Origin of the sequence: Paenisporosarcina antarctica (genome assembly GCF_004367585.1) — a bacterium.
GTDB classification, from domain to species: domain Bacteria; phylum Bacillota; class Bacilli; order Bacillales_A; family Planococcaceae; genus Paenisporosarcina; species Paenisporosarcina antarctica.
The window spans coordinates 2,912,485-2,930,851 of the sequence record NZ_CP038015.1; the positions used below are offsets into that span (position 1 = coordinate 2,912,485).

Sequence of the window (18,367 nt, forward strand, 5' to 3'; positions counted from 1 at the left end):
AACCATGTCGCACCTGGACTTTACAAAACTTATTATAGTAACTCTCTGGACATCATAATGAAGACTATAAAAAAGAAGGACCAGACCTCATACAGAGTCTGACCCTTTTCTAGCTAACCTATTTCACTGACATCTGATATATAAATAACTCAAACTCTTCCATACTTTCTGGAGTGTTTTTTCTTACCACTTCACCCTCATAAAGCGTTTCACCTGTTTTCACATTAACTACAGCAACACTTGCTTTAGTTTTTAAATTTAAAATTTGGTTAATTGCGTATAGCTTACTTCCTTTCACGATTATAATTGGTGGTTCTTCATTACTACTTGCGTTTGATAGCTGTATTGTAAACTCACTTCCAGCTTGATTATTCTCTATACTTAAAGGAGTTACAACTAGTTTTTGCTCACTAAATTCCGTGAAGTAAATCGTCGAACCATCAAAAAAACTAACTTGTTTGTCTTTCAGGTTCTCTGATAATTCAATTGTATTTATTTCTTTTGTTTTCAAATTATAAGAAACTAATTTCTTACTTAATACATCTATTCTATCTGATTCTTCTTGTGGTATAAATTTGCTTTCAGTTTTTAAAAACACAAGATGTTCATTAGCTTGTTTAGGGTCTGTTTGGATTAATTGTGCATCGCTCTGTAACTCTTCTTGTGAATCAGGGATTGAAAAAATCACTTCATTACTAATTATTTTTCCATTAGATACATTAATAGTGTAAATATGTTTATCATTATAGTATTTATCATTCTCTCTAATCGTATTACTAGTAATCATTTTTAGTTCGTTATCAACCATCTGAACATCTTCAACAAATATATGATCAACCACTGAGCTATCAGGAACTTTAATATTGTAAGAAGCCGTATTGCCATTATCTTTATCGAATATAGATATAGCAAACTTAAAATCGCTTGATTCTGATACGTTAAATTTATATTTGACGTCTGCATAGGCTAGGAACTGATCGTTCTCAAAAAACGAATCAATATTTTGACCTTTTCCTCTCATGAAATCGCGATACGTCTCCTGCATTTCCTTAATAAATGGCGACGGTTGTCCTATAAGCTGCTCTATAAGTGAACTACCCTCTCTATATTCAGAACCGTCAGAGTTAATTTTTAAGTGAGTGTAAGTATAATTCAAAGAATTCCCTTCATAGTAGCCCCCTTCCAACACCAATGATTTTATTTCTTCAACGTTACCGCTCTGCTTCTTAATAACAAACGCTGGATATTGTGTTGCCGACATAGCTGAATTTACATAAAACGCTCCAATGCTAAGCACAATTACAGTTATAATTGCAGTAGACTTCCAATACTTTCTCATTTTCACACACTCCCTATACAGTTATCTTGTTCTTTAGTAAGAATCCACTCGTCCAAATGGACCCTGCGAGTACAATTACACCCATTACAATCTGAAGAGCAAATAATTCTATTCGATAGAAATAACCATTTAGTATAAAGTCCTGCACAAGTAGGGGGGAAATAAATACAGTTACAGCAACTAAACTATATATACTCCCAATAAAAATCCCCTTCCACCTAAAGCTTCTTTCAAATAAAATTGCCGTAAACAGAATGGACACAACCATTATTCCTGCTCCGTAAATCACTATAATGTCAAAAATACTAGTTGGAATAAGTATGTTTAATTCAGGCATACCGCTAATAATCTCTTTGACATTCATATCTACTCGGAATTCCTTTGGCACCATCCATTTCAGAACCGTTGTCTCTATTGGAATCAAAATAAGTTGAAATGCTACAAAACCAAATGTCAATAATAGGATATTTGTTATTTTAGCGTAAAAGATATTCAATCTCGATGTTGGTAGCATTAATAATCGGTAAATAAATGTATTTTTTCCGAACCAATCGCGATACCAAATTAAGAATATATAGAATCCTACGCCTGCTATACATAAAGCGATTGGACCAAGGAACCATACACTTCTTACTACCGATTGGAAACTCATTGGCCCGAAGCTTGATAAAAATTCAGCTTTTGGAATCAACTCTTCATATATTTTTTCATGGGCCATGTTTAGATACTTTTTCGACATCACAATTACTCCGACCATTTGGACAATTAGTGTGATGCCTAGTAGAACTGCAAACAGTTTTGCTGAACGATTGAATTCAAAATTCACTAGCTTTAAATAGTTTTTCATCTCTGGTACACCTCTCTCATGACATCTACCACAGATTTCCCTTCGTTCTCACGAGCTTCTTCCGCGCTGAACTCCTTGATAACAATCCCTTCATCTAGCAAGACTACCTTATCAATTAAATGTTCAATATCCCCTATTTCATGTGTCGTAATGATAACGCCTCTATTTTCAATTAAATGACTCGTAAACACTTTAGCGATTTCCTCCCGACTAAACATGTCAATTCCAGAAAAAGGTTCATCCATTAATACAAAATCAACATCCATAGCTAAGCCTAGCAATAAATTGACCTTCGCTGTATTTCCTTTTGATAAGGTAGATATTCTATCGGATACATTTAAATTAAAAAAGCCCAGTAGTTCCGTTGCTCGCTTCTGGTTCCAACATGTATAAAAGTCATTCATGAACTCCATTGCCTCAGATATTTTCATGTGTGGGAGCATCGTTATTGCATCAGGAATGAAGGTGACTTTTTCAAACGTTTTTTTATTAAGGATTTCTCCATCTATTAAAATTTGTCCTTTGTTAATTGGGGTAAGTGTCATAATGGCATTTAAAATGGTTGTCTTTCCAACTCCATTTATACCAATTAAACAGGTTATTTCACCTTTGTTAGCGGTAAACGACACACCTTTTAATATCTTTTTCCGACCGAAATTCTTCGTAATATCTTTTACTTCAATCATTTGTAAGCCCCCTTATCATCGTCAGTATCTGTGTACTTTGTTCGTACCAAATTCAATAATTCATCTACTGGAACATTAATAGATCGAACCGATGTTACAAAGGTATCCACCGCCTCAACTAACAACTCTTCTCTTACCATGCCTAGCACATTTTCATCAGATGTAATTTTGCTAGGATGATTCTTTTCTGTATGGATCAAGCCTTGTTCCTCCATTTCCTTATAAGCTCGTTGGGCAGTGTTAGGATTAATCTTAAGCATGTTTGCCAACTCTCGTCTTGATGGTATTTCTTTTCCAGGTACTAATTCCCCAATTGCTATCTGCTCCTTAAAATATCGAACAACTTGTAAATACACCGGATCGCGATTATTAAAATTCACATTCATTGATACAACTCCTATACGTCATTGCATGTGTACCACTTGATTTATTTTAAGTGTATGTATTAAGTGGTTCATACAGTTTATAAGTGTATTGTATGGTTAATACACTTGGTTGTCAACCTTGTTTTTAGGAAAATTTTTCTATCTCGAAGTGTTTTAGATTTCGGTGCATTACCTCTACCATAATCAGGCTGGCTAAAACACCTTAGAAAAACAGGGTAAAGTAACACTCGGTCCTTTAAGAGAGCAAATGATTTAAGTATCAGTTTAGAAAATAAGACAGCCTTCTATCTAAATCTAGTGATTTCCGTTACAGGTGGACGCATTCCGCGGGCGGTCCAGTGAGCCTCCTCGTCGCAAGCGACTGTGGGGTCTCACTGGACACGCTTTCTCCGCAGGAGTCGCCACCTTTCACTTCAATCATTCACTTGATTAAAATATCCGTGATCATATATAGTTTTATAAAAAAAGATCGTCCATTCTTTTAAAATGAAAATACTCATACCTAGGTTAAATAGAATTTCTAAACAAGAATGTATCACTGAACAAATATCACTTTCTCTGAGAGGAAACCTACGTCTCTAAAAGAAAATTACGACTCACATTAATCGGGTTAACGAGAGTCAATCAAAGAAATTTTGTTTTATCATGTAATTCTTCATATACTAAAAAACACAATAAACACAAGGTTCTTGGCACTCTATAGTCATATTCTTTCTTATATTGCAAGAAAAACAGGGCAAAGTAACGCTCGGTCCTTTTAAGCAATTAATTGCAGTATTTGTAGAAAATGTTTTTCCAACCTGTATTAAATTCGGTTTCCGGTTCGCTTTGGGTCGTAAACCTACCTACTGATCATAACTTCAAGAATAAGATCGGATTAAAGCCGTGCCCCGGAAAGCAGCCGCATGGAGCAGTAAACAACTTTGTTTGGATTTTATTGCTAGATTTTTTATTTTGAAATTGATTCACTCACTTTCTAATTTTTTTAATAAGTACAAGATTCACTCCGTAACTAGGAGAGTACCTTGTATCAAATTGCATTACCTTTAGAAAAAAATCCCAATACTTAAATATAGGATTTTCGTCTTTCTACTGTGTTTTAACTTGTAAAGCGTATATAATTAGCCACACTAAGTCTGATAATAATGACATTAAAACGGAAATTTATTTGTTAATAAGGAGAGAATCAAATGGTTTCTACAATAGAAAAACTCAAAAAACGAATTGCGGTATCTCAGAAGAAACAACCAGCAGACTTCATTTTGCGTAACGCATGTGTGGCTGACGTCTTTTCATTAGCTTGGACGAATGCAGATGTAGTAATCGCAGATGGTATGATTGTCGCGATTGATACCAAAGGTTCATTTAAAGCAGTAAATGAGATGGATGCAAAAGGTCGCTACGTCGTTCCAGGTTTAATTGATGGTCACATCCATATCGAATCGTCAATGTTAACGCCATCTGCTTTCGGAGATGTATTACTTCCTCATGGGGTAACCACAGTTGTGACCGACCCTCACGAAATCGCTAATGTGGCTGGTATTGAAGGAATACAATTCATGCTAAAAGATGCAGAAAAAAGTCCAATGGATATTTATGTGATGCTTCCTTCTAGTGTACCTTCGACGTCATTTGAAAACGCTGGTGCAAAGCTTGAAGCTTCTGATTTAATGCCTCTTCTCTCCCACCCTCGAGTTCTTGGACTGGCGGAAGTAATGGATTATCCATCTGTTCTAAGTGGAGATGACGCGATGCTTGCAAAACTTGCAATGACGCAAGACGCTAACTTACGAATCGATGGTCATGGGGCTGGTTTACAAAGTGAAGAAATACGTGGATATCGAGCAGCTGGCATTCAAACCGATCATGAATGTGTGACGGTTGATGAAGCACGAGATCGTATCGCTCAGGGCATGTATGTATTAATACGTGAAGGTTCGGCTGCCAAGAATTTAAAGGATTTACTGCCTGCTGTTACTCCACATAACGCGCGAAGGTTCTTATTTTGTACAGATGATAAACATTTAGACGAATTAGTTTGTGAAGGAAGCATAGATCATGCGATTCGACTGGCAATAGCTGAAGGAATGCAACCTCTGCAAGCAATTCAATTGGCAACTTTAAATGCCGCTGAATGTTACGGATTGTCTAATAAAGGGGCACTCGCAGCAGGTTTTCAAGCTGACTTTATCATTCTCGATCATCTTGAATCTTTTGATGTGTCTGCCGTATGGAAAAACGGTGTGAAAGTGGCTGAGCATGGTGTCATGGTAAACGCTCTAACCGTTCAAGTGGTCTGTTCAGATCGTATTAGCCAATCAGTTCACTTACCATCATTAGCTAGAGTAGACTTGGCAATTCCCTTTCTTAAAGGGACAAAAGCAAATATCATCGAAATCATTCCAAACCAACTTGTAACGAATAAATTGGTTGAACAAGTCGATGTAAAGAATGGACTATTCGTTCCAAATATTGAGCTAGATCAGCTAAAATTAGCCGTGATTGAAAGACATCATCAAAAACACACGATAGGTTTAGGTATTGTAAAAGGATTCGGGTTACAAAGTGGTGCGGTTGCAACGACCATTGCACATGATTCACATAATGCAATTGTTCTCGGTACGAATGATACCGATATGATAATTGCCATACAAGCTCTACAAGATATGCAAGGAGGATTAGTCGTTGTTAACGAGGGTCAAATTCTGGCTGCAGTCGCTTTACCAGTCGCTGGACTGATGACGCAAGCACCCTTAGATATTGCGATTCAGTCTCTAGCTAAGTTGCATGAAGCATTGCATACCATTCATCCAACGAACGATTTTCATTTATTCCTTACCTTATCATTTCTCAGTCTACCAGTGATTCCTTCTCTTAAATTAACCGATACTGGATTGTTTGATGTGACAACATTTGAGCATATTTCGATAGAATCGGATTGATATAGGGATTTTCTATACTGTATCACTTAGGTTTACGAGCTGAACAAAACAGCGGCGGGTTTCGTCCGTCGCTCGTTCCCAACTTAGACGCAAATATGATTTGGGTTTGAGTGGATGAAAGTGATTACTAGATAAAGAAGACCGAAGATACATTTTCGGCCTTTTTTTAATTTCGTCAGGAGAATTTATCACTGTAACGAACCTAAATATAGAAAAAGACACAACGAAAGTAAAGTGTGACTCTTACTTTGAATAATTTCTACTTGATTTGATTGATTATTTGTCTTATTAGGGCTTCTTCTGCTTTGATTGGTGCAACTATTCATCTTATTGGGGCAACTATTGCTTTGATTAATGCAACAATTTATCTTATTGGGGCAACTTTCGGTGTTATTGGGGCAACTAACCAATTATCTCCTAATTATCGTAAGTTAAATCTCTAAAAACAAACATGTTACTAGTCTTCAATTCACTCCTACAATTAAAGCTATCACGGTTCTTAGTTTACAACAGCCGCTCCAAAATTGGTGCAAGCTCTACTAATATCGGTACTTTACCAAAAAAGCAGGCCACTAGGCGATTCGCTAAGTGGTCTGCCTTCTTTTTAATATGTGACAACTCCGATTTCTTTAAACGTATTTATATCATAACTCTTGATTTCTTTCATTGAAATAGTATAAAGAGTGTCTCCTGCATATAGCATACGTTGAACTATATTTTCCCAATCTTCATAAGGTTGACTAGGGTTTCTTTTAGTAATCATATTTGCAACTTGTTTAATTCCTTCTTCAGCTGTAATTTTATAAACAATTCCACCCTCTCCTGCGTACTCACCGTATCCCTCTTTATTAGATCCTTCATATAAGGTCACAGGGAAACCATAGTATCCATTTTCACGATGTTGGAACAATGCTTTGTGATCGTATTGGATTGAGCTATACGTACCTTGTCCTCCAAGCATTTCCACATCTTTTTCTCTTGGGTTAGCGAAGTCGGTGACATCAAACAATGAAATCTTCATACCACCTGTGATAATTCTTGGTTGGCTCCCATTTTCACCTGCAATCGATTTGGTATCATATCCAAAGCCGATTAAATGATTTTCATCTAATGGATGCAAGTAATTACTGAATCCCGGAATCTTCAATTCTCCTAACACTTTTGGTGCCGAAGGATTTGAAACATCCATGACAAACAGTGGATCTGTCTCTTTAAACGTCACCATATAAGCTTTATCTCCCATAAAGCGTGCAGAGTAAATACGCTCTCCTTTAGCTAAACCTTCAATTGCTCCGACTTGATTCATTCCAGCATCTAAAATAAATAAGTTATTTTCAGATGGTGATTGATCCCACGCAAAGCCTTTAGTTGTCACTACACGGAAGTACCCTTCATGCTCATCCATAGAAAACTGATTAAGTAGCATGCCTGTCACTTCACCAGATGAAACAAAGTCAACATCTGTACCATCAAGTGTAAATTTAAAAATTTCTGTGTTTGTTGCTTGCGGATTCCAAATATCTATAGAAGTTCGGTTATTATTTTTGGTCACTGGCATATACATTGGTGCTGTTAAATATAAGGTTTCTTTTGACATATACAGCGCATTACTAGAACCTAAGTAGCCTTTTGTTACTACTTTCGAATTTTTTGGATTGTTAAGGTCCATCGCTGTAATCACGCTGTATGTTCCTTCTATAGTTCCAGGCAAGATTGATAAGTCAGAGAATGACATGGGTAAAGCTTCATCACCTTTTTTACTATCAAATGTGTATGGTCGAAGTTCTACATCTCCACCATCTGCTAGCATCCAATAATTAGGTGCTACATTCGTCACAAAGTATAATATATTGTCTGTTAAACGAGCTCCATTTATATACCCTTCTGCGCCGATTTCTCGAATTAGTTTCGGATTTTTCGTATTTTTTACATCGTAGAACCGAACATTTGTCGCGCTATTAAATGGCATCATCATTTTGCTATCTGCTGCCCCTGTTTTTCCTGAGTAATCATAGGGTATATATTTTTCACCGAGAACAATTAATGTATCTTTATTCAAAAACAATTGCATTGGATAAAACGACTTATCTTGTGGAAGTTCTGCAATTTTTTCCATTGAGGAAGGTTTTCGGATATCAGTTATAATGACGCGACCATTGACAATGGCAAATATAAACTCACCATCAGTCTTTACGAGATCGGCTTCATCTACGCCTTCAACTTGGTTGTTAGTCTCTGAATAATCACCTTCTCTTCCAGTACCAGATGCTGATGATTCACTTGAATCCATTGAAGACGAGTCACTTTCTTCTGTGGCATTCATTTCCCCACCTGCATAATTTTGAGCCATCATTTTTTGTAGTTTTAAAAAGTAATCTTTCAATTCTTTTTCAGATTTCACTGATTGTAAATCTTTGTGAACAGTAAAGGATAGTTTGCTGGTCGACATGGACTTAAAGAATCCACCTTTTATAGCATTACGATTTACATGCAACGTATATGAACCCGTTTTCAAGTTTGACACTTCAACAGAGAGACCGTTTTCCAAAATTTTTAAATCGGCATCCACATCATTGTCTTGTTGATCAAGTAAATATATATCTCCATCATCAATGGCAGATTCTTTTAGTGGAACGGAGAAATTCGCCTTCCATCCTTGTTCCTTTAAAGCAATTGATGAAGCACTTACCGTCACTTTATCAATAAAAAACGCAAATGATAATACGCTGATAGCCACTACTGCTGCAATAATTACCCATATACTTCGCTTTTTCATAATGGTATCTTCCCTTCTTAATGTCTCGTTATTGCATTAGACCGTTAGCAAATAATATGGTTTCACTAATTCGGTAATTAATTATTCATTTAGAATAGTTTGTCAAATCGTATATCTTATATATAAAACATAGGATAGAGTAGACTTTGAACGAAAAAATCGAAGGGGGTAGAATATTGAAAACTCTTACACGTTTTTCCAACACACTTATGGAACGGTACTTGCCGGACCCATACATATTCGTAGCTATTTTAACTTTACTTGTTTTTGGATTAGGAGTTGGATTAACAGATTCAAGTCCACTAGATATGGTAGTTTATTGGGGGGATGGCTTTTGGGGGTTACTTGCTTTCACTATGCAAATGGTAATTGTTCTAGTTGCTGGTCATGTATTAGCCAGTAGTCCTGTCTTTAAGAAATTACTTAGTACCATGGCTCGTGGAGCAAAGTCACCGGGTTCTGCGATATTGCTCGTGACCTTTGTTTCATTGATCGCTTGTTGGATTAATTGGGGCTTTGGTTTAGTCATTGGGGCATTATTTGCAAAAGAAATTGCACGTCAATTGCCTGGCGTTGATTATCGTTTATTAATTGCAAGTGCCTATTCAGGATTTATTGTTTGGCACGGTGGCTTAGGTGGCTCTATTCCTTTGTCCATCGCGACAGAAGGTCACCCATTTGCTGAACAAATAGGAATAATCGCAACAAGCGAAACGATTTTCTCTACATATAATTTATTAATTGTTGCTCTGTTAATTATTACAGTTCCTTTATTAAATCGCTGGATGATGCCAAAAAAAGAAGATACGTTCATCGTTGATCCGGCTTTATTAGTAGAGCCAACAGTAGCAGAAGAAATAGGTGACTTAACACCAGCTGCAAAAATGGAAAATAGCTATGTGCTATCAATCTTAATTGGTGCTCTAGGGTTAGTTTACTTAGGTTATCACTTTGCTACAAAAGGCTTTGATTTGAACTTAAATATCGTCAATTTAATTTTCGTTATTCTTGGTATCATTTTGCACGGCACACCAAAACGCTTTTTGGCTGCTGTGACAAATGCAGTGAAAACAGCCGGTGGGATTATCATACAGTTTCCATTCTATGCGGGGATTATGGGGATGATGGTGACTTCTGGTTTAGCTGGCCTCATGTCTGAGGCTTTCGTTAGCATTTCAAATGAAAATACCTTCCCGTTGTTTGCATTCTATGCTGCAGGTATCGTCAACTTCTTCGTTCCTTCAGGTGGAGGTCAATGGGCTGTGCAAGCACCTATTATGTTAGACGCAGCTCAAACATTAGGTGTCAGCTATTCCAAAACTGCAATGGCAATTGCATGGGGTGACGCATGGACTAACATGATTCAGCCATTCTGGGCACTTCCAGCTCTAGCAATCGCTGGTTTAAGAGCGAAAGATATTATGGGTTACTGTCTATTTGTTCTAATTCTAAGTGGTATTGTTATTAGCTTTGGATTATATTTCTTTTAAAATAAATTCGCTTATTCCGTCCATTAGGGGCTGTCCCAAAAGTCAGTGTAAATGACTTTTGAGGGTAGCCCTCTTTTCATGTTAAGAATAGTTATATTAGACTACTCTATTGATTTTCTTTGCCCCTTATTGTTTCGAAGCTAGTAGCGATGCAGAAACAGAAACAGGCTGCACTTTCAGCCGACGGTTTCTTGATTCTCCTCATTTCGTGAAAATCTCTGATGGGATTTTTGGAAAATCTTTTTTTGAAATATTTTTGTATATATGGAGCATCCGTACGACATATCGCATGGTAAGATATATGAATTTCTTTCTATTTTTCAAGTTGATGAGTTGATTCGACAATCATTTCCCAGGAAATACTTTATTATTCGACATGAATTTTTGTTTACAAGAAAAGGGGCTTTCTAATAGTCGCTAAAATTAGTGGAGAAACAATGAGTCTTTTATCTGCACCTACATTCGAACATTGTAAAATTGTTTTTTTGCACATGATGAACTGATGGTTGAATGGAATGGAAGTCGGCGAGAAGGCTGAGGCCATGCTCGCTGAAAGCGTCCGTCTGAAATGTAAATCAACCGACCCTAATTTAAAAAAGGGAACTGTCCTAGTCATATTTTATGACTTTTGGGACAGCTCCCTCTACCTATTATGAACTTTCGAGCCATTTTTCAAGTAATCCTTCAAGAGCAGATTCTTGCTCCACTTTTTGAACGAGTAATTGTTCATACACTTCCCAATCTTCTTCGTTTTCGATGTGCTCAGTCAGTATTGCAATTGCCTTTTCAAGTTCCGTTATTTCTTCTTCAATTGGACGCGACACTATTTTCCTCGTAGATGAAGTTTTAGTTGTTTCTTTCAATTTCGCATTGAATACTTCATTTTTCTGATTCACTTCGCTCGATCGACTTATGTCACTTTCTTCTTCCACTTGGCGTCGTACTTGCAATTCATCCCACTTACCTCGAGCCCATTCGTAAGGACCTTCAAAAGTGGTCAAATCTCCACGATCGAGCCAAGCTGTACGGGGGAATAATTTATTTAAAAAATAGCGGTCATGAGATACGGCTAAAATCGTGCCTTGAAAATCTTCCAGTGCTTCTTCAAGAATTTCACGTGAATCAATATCCAAATGGTTTGTTGGTTCATCTAGCATTAACAAATTGACATCTTGATACATGAGCTGTGCTAATCTCAATCGCATGCGCTCGCCACCGCTTAAGTCACCTACTCGTTTAAAAACATCTGGTCCGTAAAACATAAAACGAGCCAACACATGGCGTGCATCCCCTTCAAACATGGACACTTCATCACGGAAAACATCAATTAAACGTGCTTTTGGATTCGAAATTTCAAAATGCTGCGATAAGAAACCGACTCGGACATTACTTCCTAACCTAGCTACACCTGAATCAACCGCCATCTCACCTCGTAACAGTTTCAAAATCGTCGACTTTCCCGTCCCGTTGCGGCCGACTACTGCGATGCGGTCTTTCCAATAGACATTAAAATTAGCATCACGTAACAATACATTGTCACCAAAGGCTTTTGATACACTTTCCATAACGACTACTTCTTTCCCACTTCGTGATGCAGCGTCAAACAGTAACGTCATTTTTTTCGGGTCAATCAAGGGCTTTCGTACTTTTTCCATTCGATCTAAAGCGCGTTCCATATTGCGAGCACGTCTATGCAATCCCGGGTTTGGCGGGACTGCTTCATTTGCCCATTGACGCAAACGTTTAATAGCTTCTTTCATTTTCTTAATCTTTTTTTGTTGCTCTTCAAATTCCTGAAACTCTCGCATAATACGCTCTTCTTTTTGTATGGCAAAGGATGAATAATTGCCTTTATATAGAATTAATTCACCTTCTTCAAGATCCGCTACTTTCGTTACGACTTGGTCTAAGAAGTACCGGTCATGCGAAATGATGACGACTGTTCCTTCATAATCAACCAAATACTGCTCGAGCCATTCAACAGCAAATAAATCCAAGTGGTTTGTTGGTTCATCGAGTAACAATAAATCTGGTTTCGTTAACAATAATTTTCCGAGCATGATTTTCGTTTGTTCGCCTCCACTTAAACTTGTGAACGAACGGTTTACAAACGATGTTAATTGTAAACCCTGGACTACCTTATCAAGTTCGGTGTCCATTGAATAACCATTCCGAAGCGTGAATTCTTCCTGAATATCACCATATTGTTTCAAAAGCCTTTCTAGTTCATCGGGTTTTGCTTGTGACATTTTCTTCTCTAGCACATTCATTTTTTGCTGAAGCTCGACTAGCTCTTCAAAAGCCATAAGCAATACATCATGACCTGTGACTTCTTTTAAATAAGTAGGAATTTGAGCTAAATAGCCGATTTTTGTGCCTTTCTTAAAATGAATGCTTCCTAGATCCGGTGTTTCTATTCCTGCTAATAGAGTAAATAATGTCGTTTTACCCGAGCCATTTCGGCCAACAATCCCTAATTTATCACCCGTTTTTATAGCTAACGATAACTCTTCAAATATTAAATTTCCTCCGAGCATTTTACTAATTTCTTGTATGGTACAAATCATTTTTTTCGCTTCCCTTCATAGTGAACACAGCTGGAAGCACAAAAAAGACTGCTCGAAGAGAGCAGTCTTTTCCCGAATACATACGGTTCAGAAAGAATGTCTAATCAGCTGTGATGTTCATGTAATTGTGTAAAATGGACAGACCCGTCCCGTAATCAGCAATTTCATGAGTAATTGCACATGAAACGGATAAAAATCCCAATATAAATCCATGTGCAGTCACAGCAGCGTTTTTCATTCTTTCCTCACCTCCGTTCATTGATTTTAGAATATTCTATCACATTTATTGGTCAATTTCAAATGGCCATTTCGGTAGCATATTCGATAGTTTTTTGTCTTCACGATAACCTAGCACATATTCAGCTTGCATAATTGTATGAATTTCACGTGTTCCTTCATAAATGACAGGTGCTTTTGAGTTACGTAAGAACCTTGCAACTGGGTAATCGTCCGAATAGCCATATGCTCCGTGAATTTGTACGGCATCATCTGCTGCTTGATTAGCAAAATCACAAGCCTGCCATTTTGCTAAAGATGTCTCGCGCGTATTGCGTAAGCCTTTATTTTTTAACTCACCTACGCGGTACACGAGAAGACGGCTCATTTGTAGACCAGCTTCCATTTTCGCGACCATTTGTTGAACTAACTGATGTTTACCGATTGGTTTGCCAAACGTTTCGCGTTCATTACAATATTTAACGCTCGTTTCAATACACGCCATAATTAACCCAGCCGCTCCTGCCGCTACTGTAAATCGTCCGTTATCTAAGGCAGACATGGCAATTTTAAAACCTTCGCCTTCTTTCCCTAAAAGGTTTGCAGCAGGTACACGGATGTCATCGAAGAAAATTTCGCCCGTGTTCCCTGCACGAATTCCATATTTTCCTTTAATTGCTTTCGAACTAAAGCCCTTCATTGTGCGTTCTACCATAAAGGCACTAATACCATTGTGTTTTTTCGATTTATCAGTATAGGCAAAGACAATAAAATTATCTGCTTTATCACATAGTGAAATCCACGTCTTTTGTCCTTTTAAAATGTATTCATCTCCGTCACGAGTCGCTGTTGTAGTCATTGCGGCTACGTCTGACCCTGCGCCTGGTTCCGTTAAACCGAAAGCTCCGATTTTCTCACCTTTTGCTTGCGGTACTAAATACTTTTGCTTTTGTTGCTCTGTACCCCACTGCATTAAGGTCATGGAATTTAATCCAATGTGCACGGAAACTGCTGTACGAAAAGCAGTATCTCCACGTTCTAACTCTTCACAAATAATGGCCAGTGCATTATAATCCATCCCACTGCCACCGTAAGCTTCAGGAATGCATACTCCCATAAATCCTAAGTCTGCTAATCTCTCCCACACTTTGGAATCAAATCCACCTGTCGCATCCCACTTTGCAATATTGGGGATTATTTCGTCATCCACATATTGACGAACGGTTTTACGAAGTAGTTGTTGTTCTTCCGAAAAATCGAAGTTCACGTTGAGTCCCTCCCGTTATTCGTACCAACCGAGTTGATTAATGAATGGTTTCTTTAATTTGCACGCCGCGTTGTTTCATTCCATCGATATAGGCTTCACCAGGTACAATTTGTTCAGGAGCAAAGACTCCTCGTTTGGTAATTTCTCCGTTTCCAATCATTTGAGCTACGACTGATATCGTATTTGCTGTCGCTCGGGCCATAGCGGTCACTTGATCAGACATGTCTTTCGTTGTGACCATTTCGTATTCATAGGTAAGCGGTTTTCCATTTTTAACACCAGATACAATCACACGTAGCAATACGGCATCTTGTTTATCACCAAGTAATAAATCTGGCGTTAAAGCAGCCTTTAACACGTCACGTGTGCTGATAATTTTGCCTTCTATATCAACTTTAGTTTCTTTATTTGTTAAGCCCAGGTCGACAAGCACTTTAAATTTCTCTGCATGCCCTGCATAACGTATCGTTTTGTATTCAAGTGTTTCAACGCTTGAGAACGTTTTCGTTAACGTTGATGTTCCTCCTGCTGTATGGAAAGCTTCGAGCTCTCCAAAATCATCAAAATGAATGGGTTCAATTTCAGTTAAGGATGGAATTTCAAGTAATATACCATTTCGTACTACATGTGATACGTCCGTGTAATGATCTAGTACACCTTCGAGAGAAAATACAATATTATATTTTAAGGGACCCTCGGGCTCAACTGGAATCCCACCTACGTAAAGTTTAATTAATTTTACTTCATCTAATTTACTGGCACCGTATCCAGTTAAAATATTGATCATTCCTGGAGCTACTCCTAGATCTGGAATGATTGTGACACCTTTTTTCTTGGCTTGTTCAGCTAAGTTAAGAACCGCGTTTGTTGCTCCACCAATGTGTCCACCTAAGTCTACTGTGTGGACTCCTATTTCTACGGCTATGCGTGCCACTTTTTCATTGAAAGAATAAAATAGTGCGTTAATGACCACGTCACCCTTGCTCATGACTTCTGTTAACTGTGCATCATTATTTGCATCTAAACGGACTGCTTCTATTTTGTCTGATTTAATTTTATCTTTAAATGCTTGCACTTGCTCCACTTGTAGATCTGCTAAGAACACTTTTTCAACATTTGTGCTATTCACTAAATCACGAGCTGCTTCTTTTCCCATTAAGCCTGCACCTAAAACAACAACTTTCATTTTCACATCCCCTTTGCAAAACGCGAGTATGAATCTATATGTGATGTGTCTATTCGTTTATACAAAAAGATTATTTATAAGTTATCAATTTGAGCTCGTTGCAACTTGCCACTAAAATCAACGTAAATACTCTTCCATTCTGTATATACATCAAGTGCTGCAACACCTGAATCACGGTGTCCATTGCCCGTTCCTTTTGTTCCACCGAATGGCAAATGAATTTCAGCACCTGATGTGCCAGCATTAATGTAAACAATCCCGGTATCTAAATCACGCTGTGCTTTAAATACGGTGTTGACATCACGTGAATATATACTGCTTGATAAACCAAAGGCTACGCTGTTATTTACTTCTATTGCTTCATCTAGACTGGAAACTTCGATGAGTGATACAACCGGACCAAAAATCTCTTCTTGAGCAATTCGGCTGTCTCTTGCAACATTAGTGAAAAGAGTTGGTGCATAATAATTTCCTTGTGATAATTCACCTTCGGAAAGAATTTCACCACCCGCAAGTAAAGTGGCACCATCATCTTTTCCAATCTGAACATAGCTTTGAATTTTCTCTAACGCTTGTTTGTTAATAACAGGTCCAATTCTTACAGATTCATCCATGCCATCGCCAATCGTCAAATTCTCCATGGCTTCTAGCAGTCGTGTTTCGAGTTCTTCTTTGACATCTTTATGAACGATGACACGGCTACAAGCAGTACATCGTTGTCCTGCTGTTCCAAAAGCACTCCAAAGAATTCCTTCTACTGCCAATCCGATATCTGCATCATCCATTACGATTACTGCATTTTTCCCACCCATTTCAAGTGAAACTTTCTTCAAATGACGACCGCCAAGTTCTGCAACTGAGCGTCCTGTTGAGGTTGACCCTGTGAACGAGATAACTTTCACATCTGGATGTTCGATCATCGCTGTACCAACTGTTGATCCTGAGCCGAATACGATGTTTGCAACTCCTGCAGGAAGTTCAGCTTGTTCAAAAATTTTCGCCATTTCATAGGCCATCATCGGCGTTAAAGTTGCAGGCTTCCATAAGAACGTATTACCCGAAACGATGGCCGGGAAAGACTTCCAAGTTGCAATGGCTACAGGGAAGTTCCAAGGTGTAATAAGACCGACTACACCAATTGGAGCTCTAACACTCATTGCAAACTTATCTGCAAGTTCCGAAGGCGTTGTTTGACCAAATAAGCGACGACCCTCTCCTGCCATATAGAATGCCATATCAATGCCTTCTTGAACTTCTCCACGTCCTTCTTCAATGACTTTGCCCATTTCTTTTGTCAATACTTGTGCAAGATGTTCTTTCTTTTCTTTCATAATACGTCCTATTTCATATAAATAATCAGCCCGCTTCGGTGCAGGAACTAGTGCCCATTTCTTTTGAGCTTCCTTTGCAGCCGCTACAGCCAGATTCACGTCATCTGTCGTTGATAATCGAACTTGCGCTAACTCTTCTCCATTTGCCGGGTTCGTCACAGGAACATAGTTTGCATCACCTGCGTCTTGCCACTTTCCACCGATGTAATTGTTCAATTGCATAGTACCTTACCCCTTTCGTTTTGAAAACGTTTTCACTTCACTTTACTTATTCGACATAAAGGTTTTTAACCCTTTTCGAATTCGGAAAAAACCGAATATTCCTATATATATTGAATAACTATGAAACTTTTTGTTGTGAGTAGCGTATGAATTAGTAGAATAAATTATTGGAGGAATGAGACGAATGAACAACCACGAAATTGATTACAAATTACATGGGGACGATATGCAGTTTGTGGAAGTCGAACTTGATCCAAGAGAAACTGTTATTGCAGAAGCTGGTAGTTTAATGATGATGGAAGACGGAATCGCCATGGAAACTATATTCGGTGACGGCTCACAAGGTTCTGCAGGTAGTGGCTTAATGGGGAAATTAATGGGTGCCGGTAAACGTATGCTTACAGGAGAAAGTTTATTCATGACCACTTTCACTAATACTGGCTCTGGGAAAAAACATGTGTATTTCGCTTCACCATATCCAGGTAAAATCATCGCAATGGATTTAAGTGAAATGGGTGGTAAAATCATTTGTCAAAAAGATGCGTTTTTAGCTGCCGCTAAAGGTGTGTCAGTAGGCATTGATTTCCAACGTAAGCTAGGAACAGGATTCTTTGGTGGTGAAGGATTCATCATGCAAAAGCTCGAAGGCGATGGACTTGCCTTCTTGCATGCTGGAGGCACAATTCACAAGAAGCAGCTTCAACCTGGAGAAGTATTACGAGTTGATACTGGATGCTTAGTTGCGATGACACAAGATATCGATTACAACATTGAAATGGTGAAAGGCGTTAAAACTGCACTATTCGGTGGAGAGGGACTATTTTTTGCCACACTCCGTGGTCCTGGAACAGTGTGGGTTCAGTCCTTACCATTTAGCCGTTTAGCCAGCCGCGTGTTCGCAGCCGCTCCTCAAACACCAGGTGGTGGCTCTAAAGGTGAAGGAAGTTTAGCCGGAGGATTATTTGACATTATTGGTGGGAAATAAGGGATAAGATAAGCAGGTAAAAGTGTAAAAAGCTGTGCAGGTTTGTTAATAACATCCGCACAGTTTTTTTCGCTTACTTTTTGATGATTTTCCATTAAATTACTACCCATTAAGATACTAACATTCT

General features: G+C 38.2%; 13 protein-coding genes. 3 read left to right on the forward strand and 10 right to left on the reverse strand.

Annotated features, from left to right (window positions below; all coding sequences use genetic code 11):
- Nucleotides 1-118: 118 nt before the first annotated feature.
- The 4 genes from E2636_RS14065 to E2636_RS14080 are packed head-to-tail and all read right to left on the reverse strand — an operon-like array spanning nucleotide 119 to nucleotide 3,258.
- Entirely contained in the window at nucleotides 119-1,339 is a 1,221-nt protein-coding gene (locus tag E2636_RS14065) for a hypothetical protein (RefSeq protein WP_134210760.1), read from the reverse strand.
- Between the two features lie 13 nt (nucleotides 1,340-1,352).
- A complete protein-coding gene (locus E2636_RS14070) occupies nucleotides 1,353-2,186 on the reverse strand; it encodes a hypothetical protein (RefSeq protein WP_134210761.1) in 834 nt (277 codons plus the stop codon).
- Nucleotides 2,183-2,872: an ATP-binding cassette domain-containing protein gene (locus E2636_RS14075; protein WP_134210762.1), complete on the reverse strand. Its 690-nt coding sequence runs from the start codon at nucleotides 2,870-2,872 to the stop codon at nucleotides 2,183-2,185. Before E2636_RS14075 ends, E2636_RS14070 begins: the two co-directional genes overlap by 4 nt.
- Entirely contained in the window at nucleotides 2,869-3,258 is a 390-nt protein-coding gene (locus tag E2636_RS14080) for a GntR family transcriptional regulator (protein ID WP_134210763.1), read from the reverse strand. Before E2636_RS14080 ends, E2636_RS14075 begins: the two co-directional genes overlap by 4 nt.
- A gap of 1,190 nt (nucleotides 3,259-4,448) precedes the next feature.
- On the opposite strand from E2636_RS14080, the gene ade reads away from it, so the two are divergent.
- Nucleotides 4,449-6,200, forward strand: a complete 1,752-nt coding sequence (ade, locus tag E2636_RS14085; RefSeq protein WP_134210764.1) for an adenine deaminase — start codon at nucleotides 4,449-4,451, stop codon at nucleotides 6,198-6,200.
- Nucleotides 6,201-6,804: 604 nt separating this feature from the next.
- Here the strand turns inward: ade and E2636_RS14090 are convergent.
- Nucleotides 6,805-8,976 carry a beta-propeller domain-containing protein gene (locus E2636_RS14090; protein ID WP_134210765.1) on the reverse strand — a complete coding sequence of 724 codons (2,172 nt, stop codon included), beginning with the start codon at nucleotides 8,974-8,976 and terminating at the stop codon, nucleotides 6,805-6,807.
- Nucleotides 8,977-9,152: 176 nt separating this feature from the next.
- On the opposite strand from E2636_RS14090, the gene E2636_RS14095 reads away from it, so the two are divergent.
- Entirely contained in the window at nucleotides 9,153-10,466 is a 1,314-nt protein-coding gene (locus E2636_RS14095; protein WP_134210766.1) for a short-chain fatty acid transporter, read from the forward strand.
- 650 nt (nucleotides 10,467-11,116) lie between these two features.
- Here the strand turns inward: E2636_RS14095 and abc-f are convergent.
- The 5 genes from abc-f to E2636_RS14115 form a co-directional block, all read right to left on the reverse strand.
- A complete protein-coding gene (gene abc-f / locus E2636_RS14100; protein WP_134210767.1) occupies nucleotides 11,117-13,033 on the reverse strand; it encodes a ribosomal protection-like ABC-F family protein in 1,917 nt (638 codons plus the stop codon).
- 100 nt (nucleotides 13,034-13,133) lie between these two features.
- A complete protein-coding gene (locus E2636_RS19050) occupies nucleotides 13,134-13,271 on the reverse strand; it encodes an RAxF-45 family protein (protein ID WP_166669532.1) in 138 nt (45 codons plus the stop codon).
- Between the two features lie 45 nt (nucleotides 13,272-13,316).
- Entirely contained in the window at nucleotides 13,317-14,516 is a 1,200-nt protein-coding gene (locus E2636_RS14105; protein WP_134210768.1) for an acyl-CoA dehydrogenase family protein, read from the reverse strand.
- 37 nt (nucleotides 14,517-14,553) lie between these two features.
- Nucleotides 14,554-15,702, reverse strand: coding sequence for a saccharopine dehydrogenase family protein (locus tag E2636_RS14110; protein ID WP_134210769.1), 1,149 nt, complete (start codon nucleotides 15,700-15,702; stop codon nucleotides 14,554-14,556).
- 74 nt (nucleotides 15,703-15,776) lie between these two features.
- Nucleotides 15,777-17,255, reverse strand: a complete 1,479-nt coding sequence (locus E2636_RS14115; RefSeq protein ID WP_134210770.1) for an aldehyde dehydrogenase family protein — start codon at nucleotides 17,253-17,255, stop codon at nucleotides 15,777-15,779.
- Nucleotides 17,256-17,439: 184 nt separating this feature from the next.
- Here E2636_RS14115 and E2636_RS14120 point away from each other — a divergent pair, with 184 nt between their 5' ends.
- On the forward strand, nucleotides 17,440-18,240 hold the full coding sequence (locus E2636_RS14120; RefSeq protein ID WP_017379426.1) for a TIGR00266 family protein: 801 nt from the start codon (nucleotides 17,440-17,442) through the stop codon (nucleotides 18,238-18,240).
- The last annotated feature ends 127 nt before the right edge of the window (nucleotides 18,241-18,367 follow it).

Excerpts from the sequence above, each read along its gene's own strand:
- E2636_RS14065 (WP_134210760.1), bottom strand. The coding sequence starts at position 1,339 with ATGAGAAAGTATTGGAAGTCTACTGCAATTATAACTGTAATTGTGCTT.
- E2636_RS14070 (WP_134210761.1), bottom strand. The coding sequence starts at position 2,186 with ATGAAAAACTATTTAAAGCTAGTGAATTTTGAATTCAATCGTTCAGCA.
- E2636_RS14075 (WP_134210762.1), bottom strand. The coding sequence starts at position 2,872 with ATGATTGAAGTAAAAGATATTACGAAGAATTTCGGTCGGAAAAAGATA.
- E2636_RS14080 (WP_134210763.1), bottom strand. The coding sequence starts at position 3,258 with ATGAATGTGAATTTTAATAATCGCGATCCGGTGTATTTACAAGTTGTT.
- ade (WP_134210764.1), top strand. The coding sequence starts at position 4,449 with ATGGTTTCTACAATAGAAAAACTCAAAAAACGAATTGCGGTATCTCAG.
- E2636_RS14090 (WP_134210765.1), bottom strand. The coding sequence starts at position 8,976 with ATGAAAAAGCGAAGTATATGGGTAATTATTGCAGCAGTAGTGGCTATC.
- abc-f (WP_134210767.1), bottom strand. The coding sequence starts at position 13,033 with ATGATTTGTACCATACAAGAAATTAGTAAAATGCTCGGAGGAAATTTA.
- E2636_RS19050 (WP_166669532.1), bottom strand. The coding sequence starts at position 13,271 with ATGAAAAACGCTGCTGTGACTGCACATGGATTTATATTGGGATTTTTA.
- E2636_RS14110 (WP_134210769.1), bottom strand. The coding sequence starts at position 15,702 with ATGAAAGTTGTTGTTTTAGGTGCAGGCTTAATGGGAAAAGAAGCAGCT.
- E2636_RS14115 (WP_134210770.1), bottom strand. The coding sequence starts at position 17,255 with ATGCAATTGAACAATTACATCGGTGGAAAGTGGCAAGACGCAGGTGAT.
- E2636_RS14120 (WP_017379426.1), top strand. The coding sequence starts at position 17,440 with ATGAACAACCACGAAATTGATTACAAATTACATGGGGACGATATGCAG.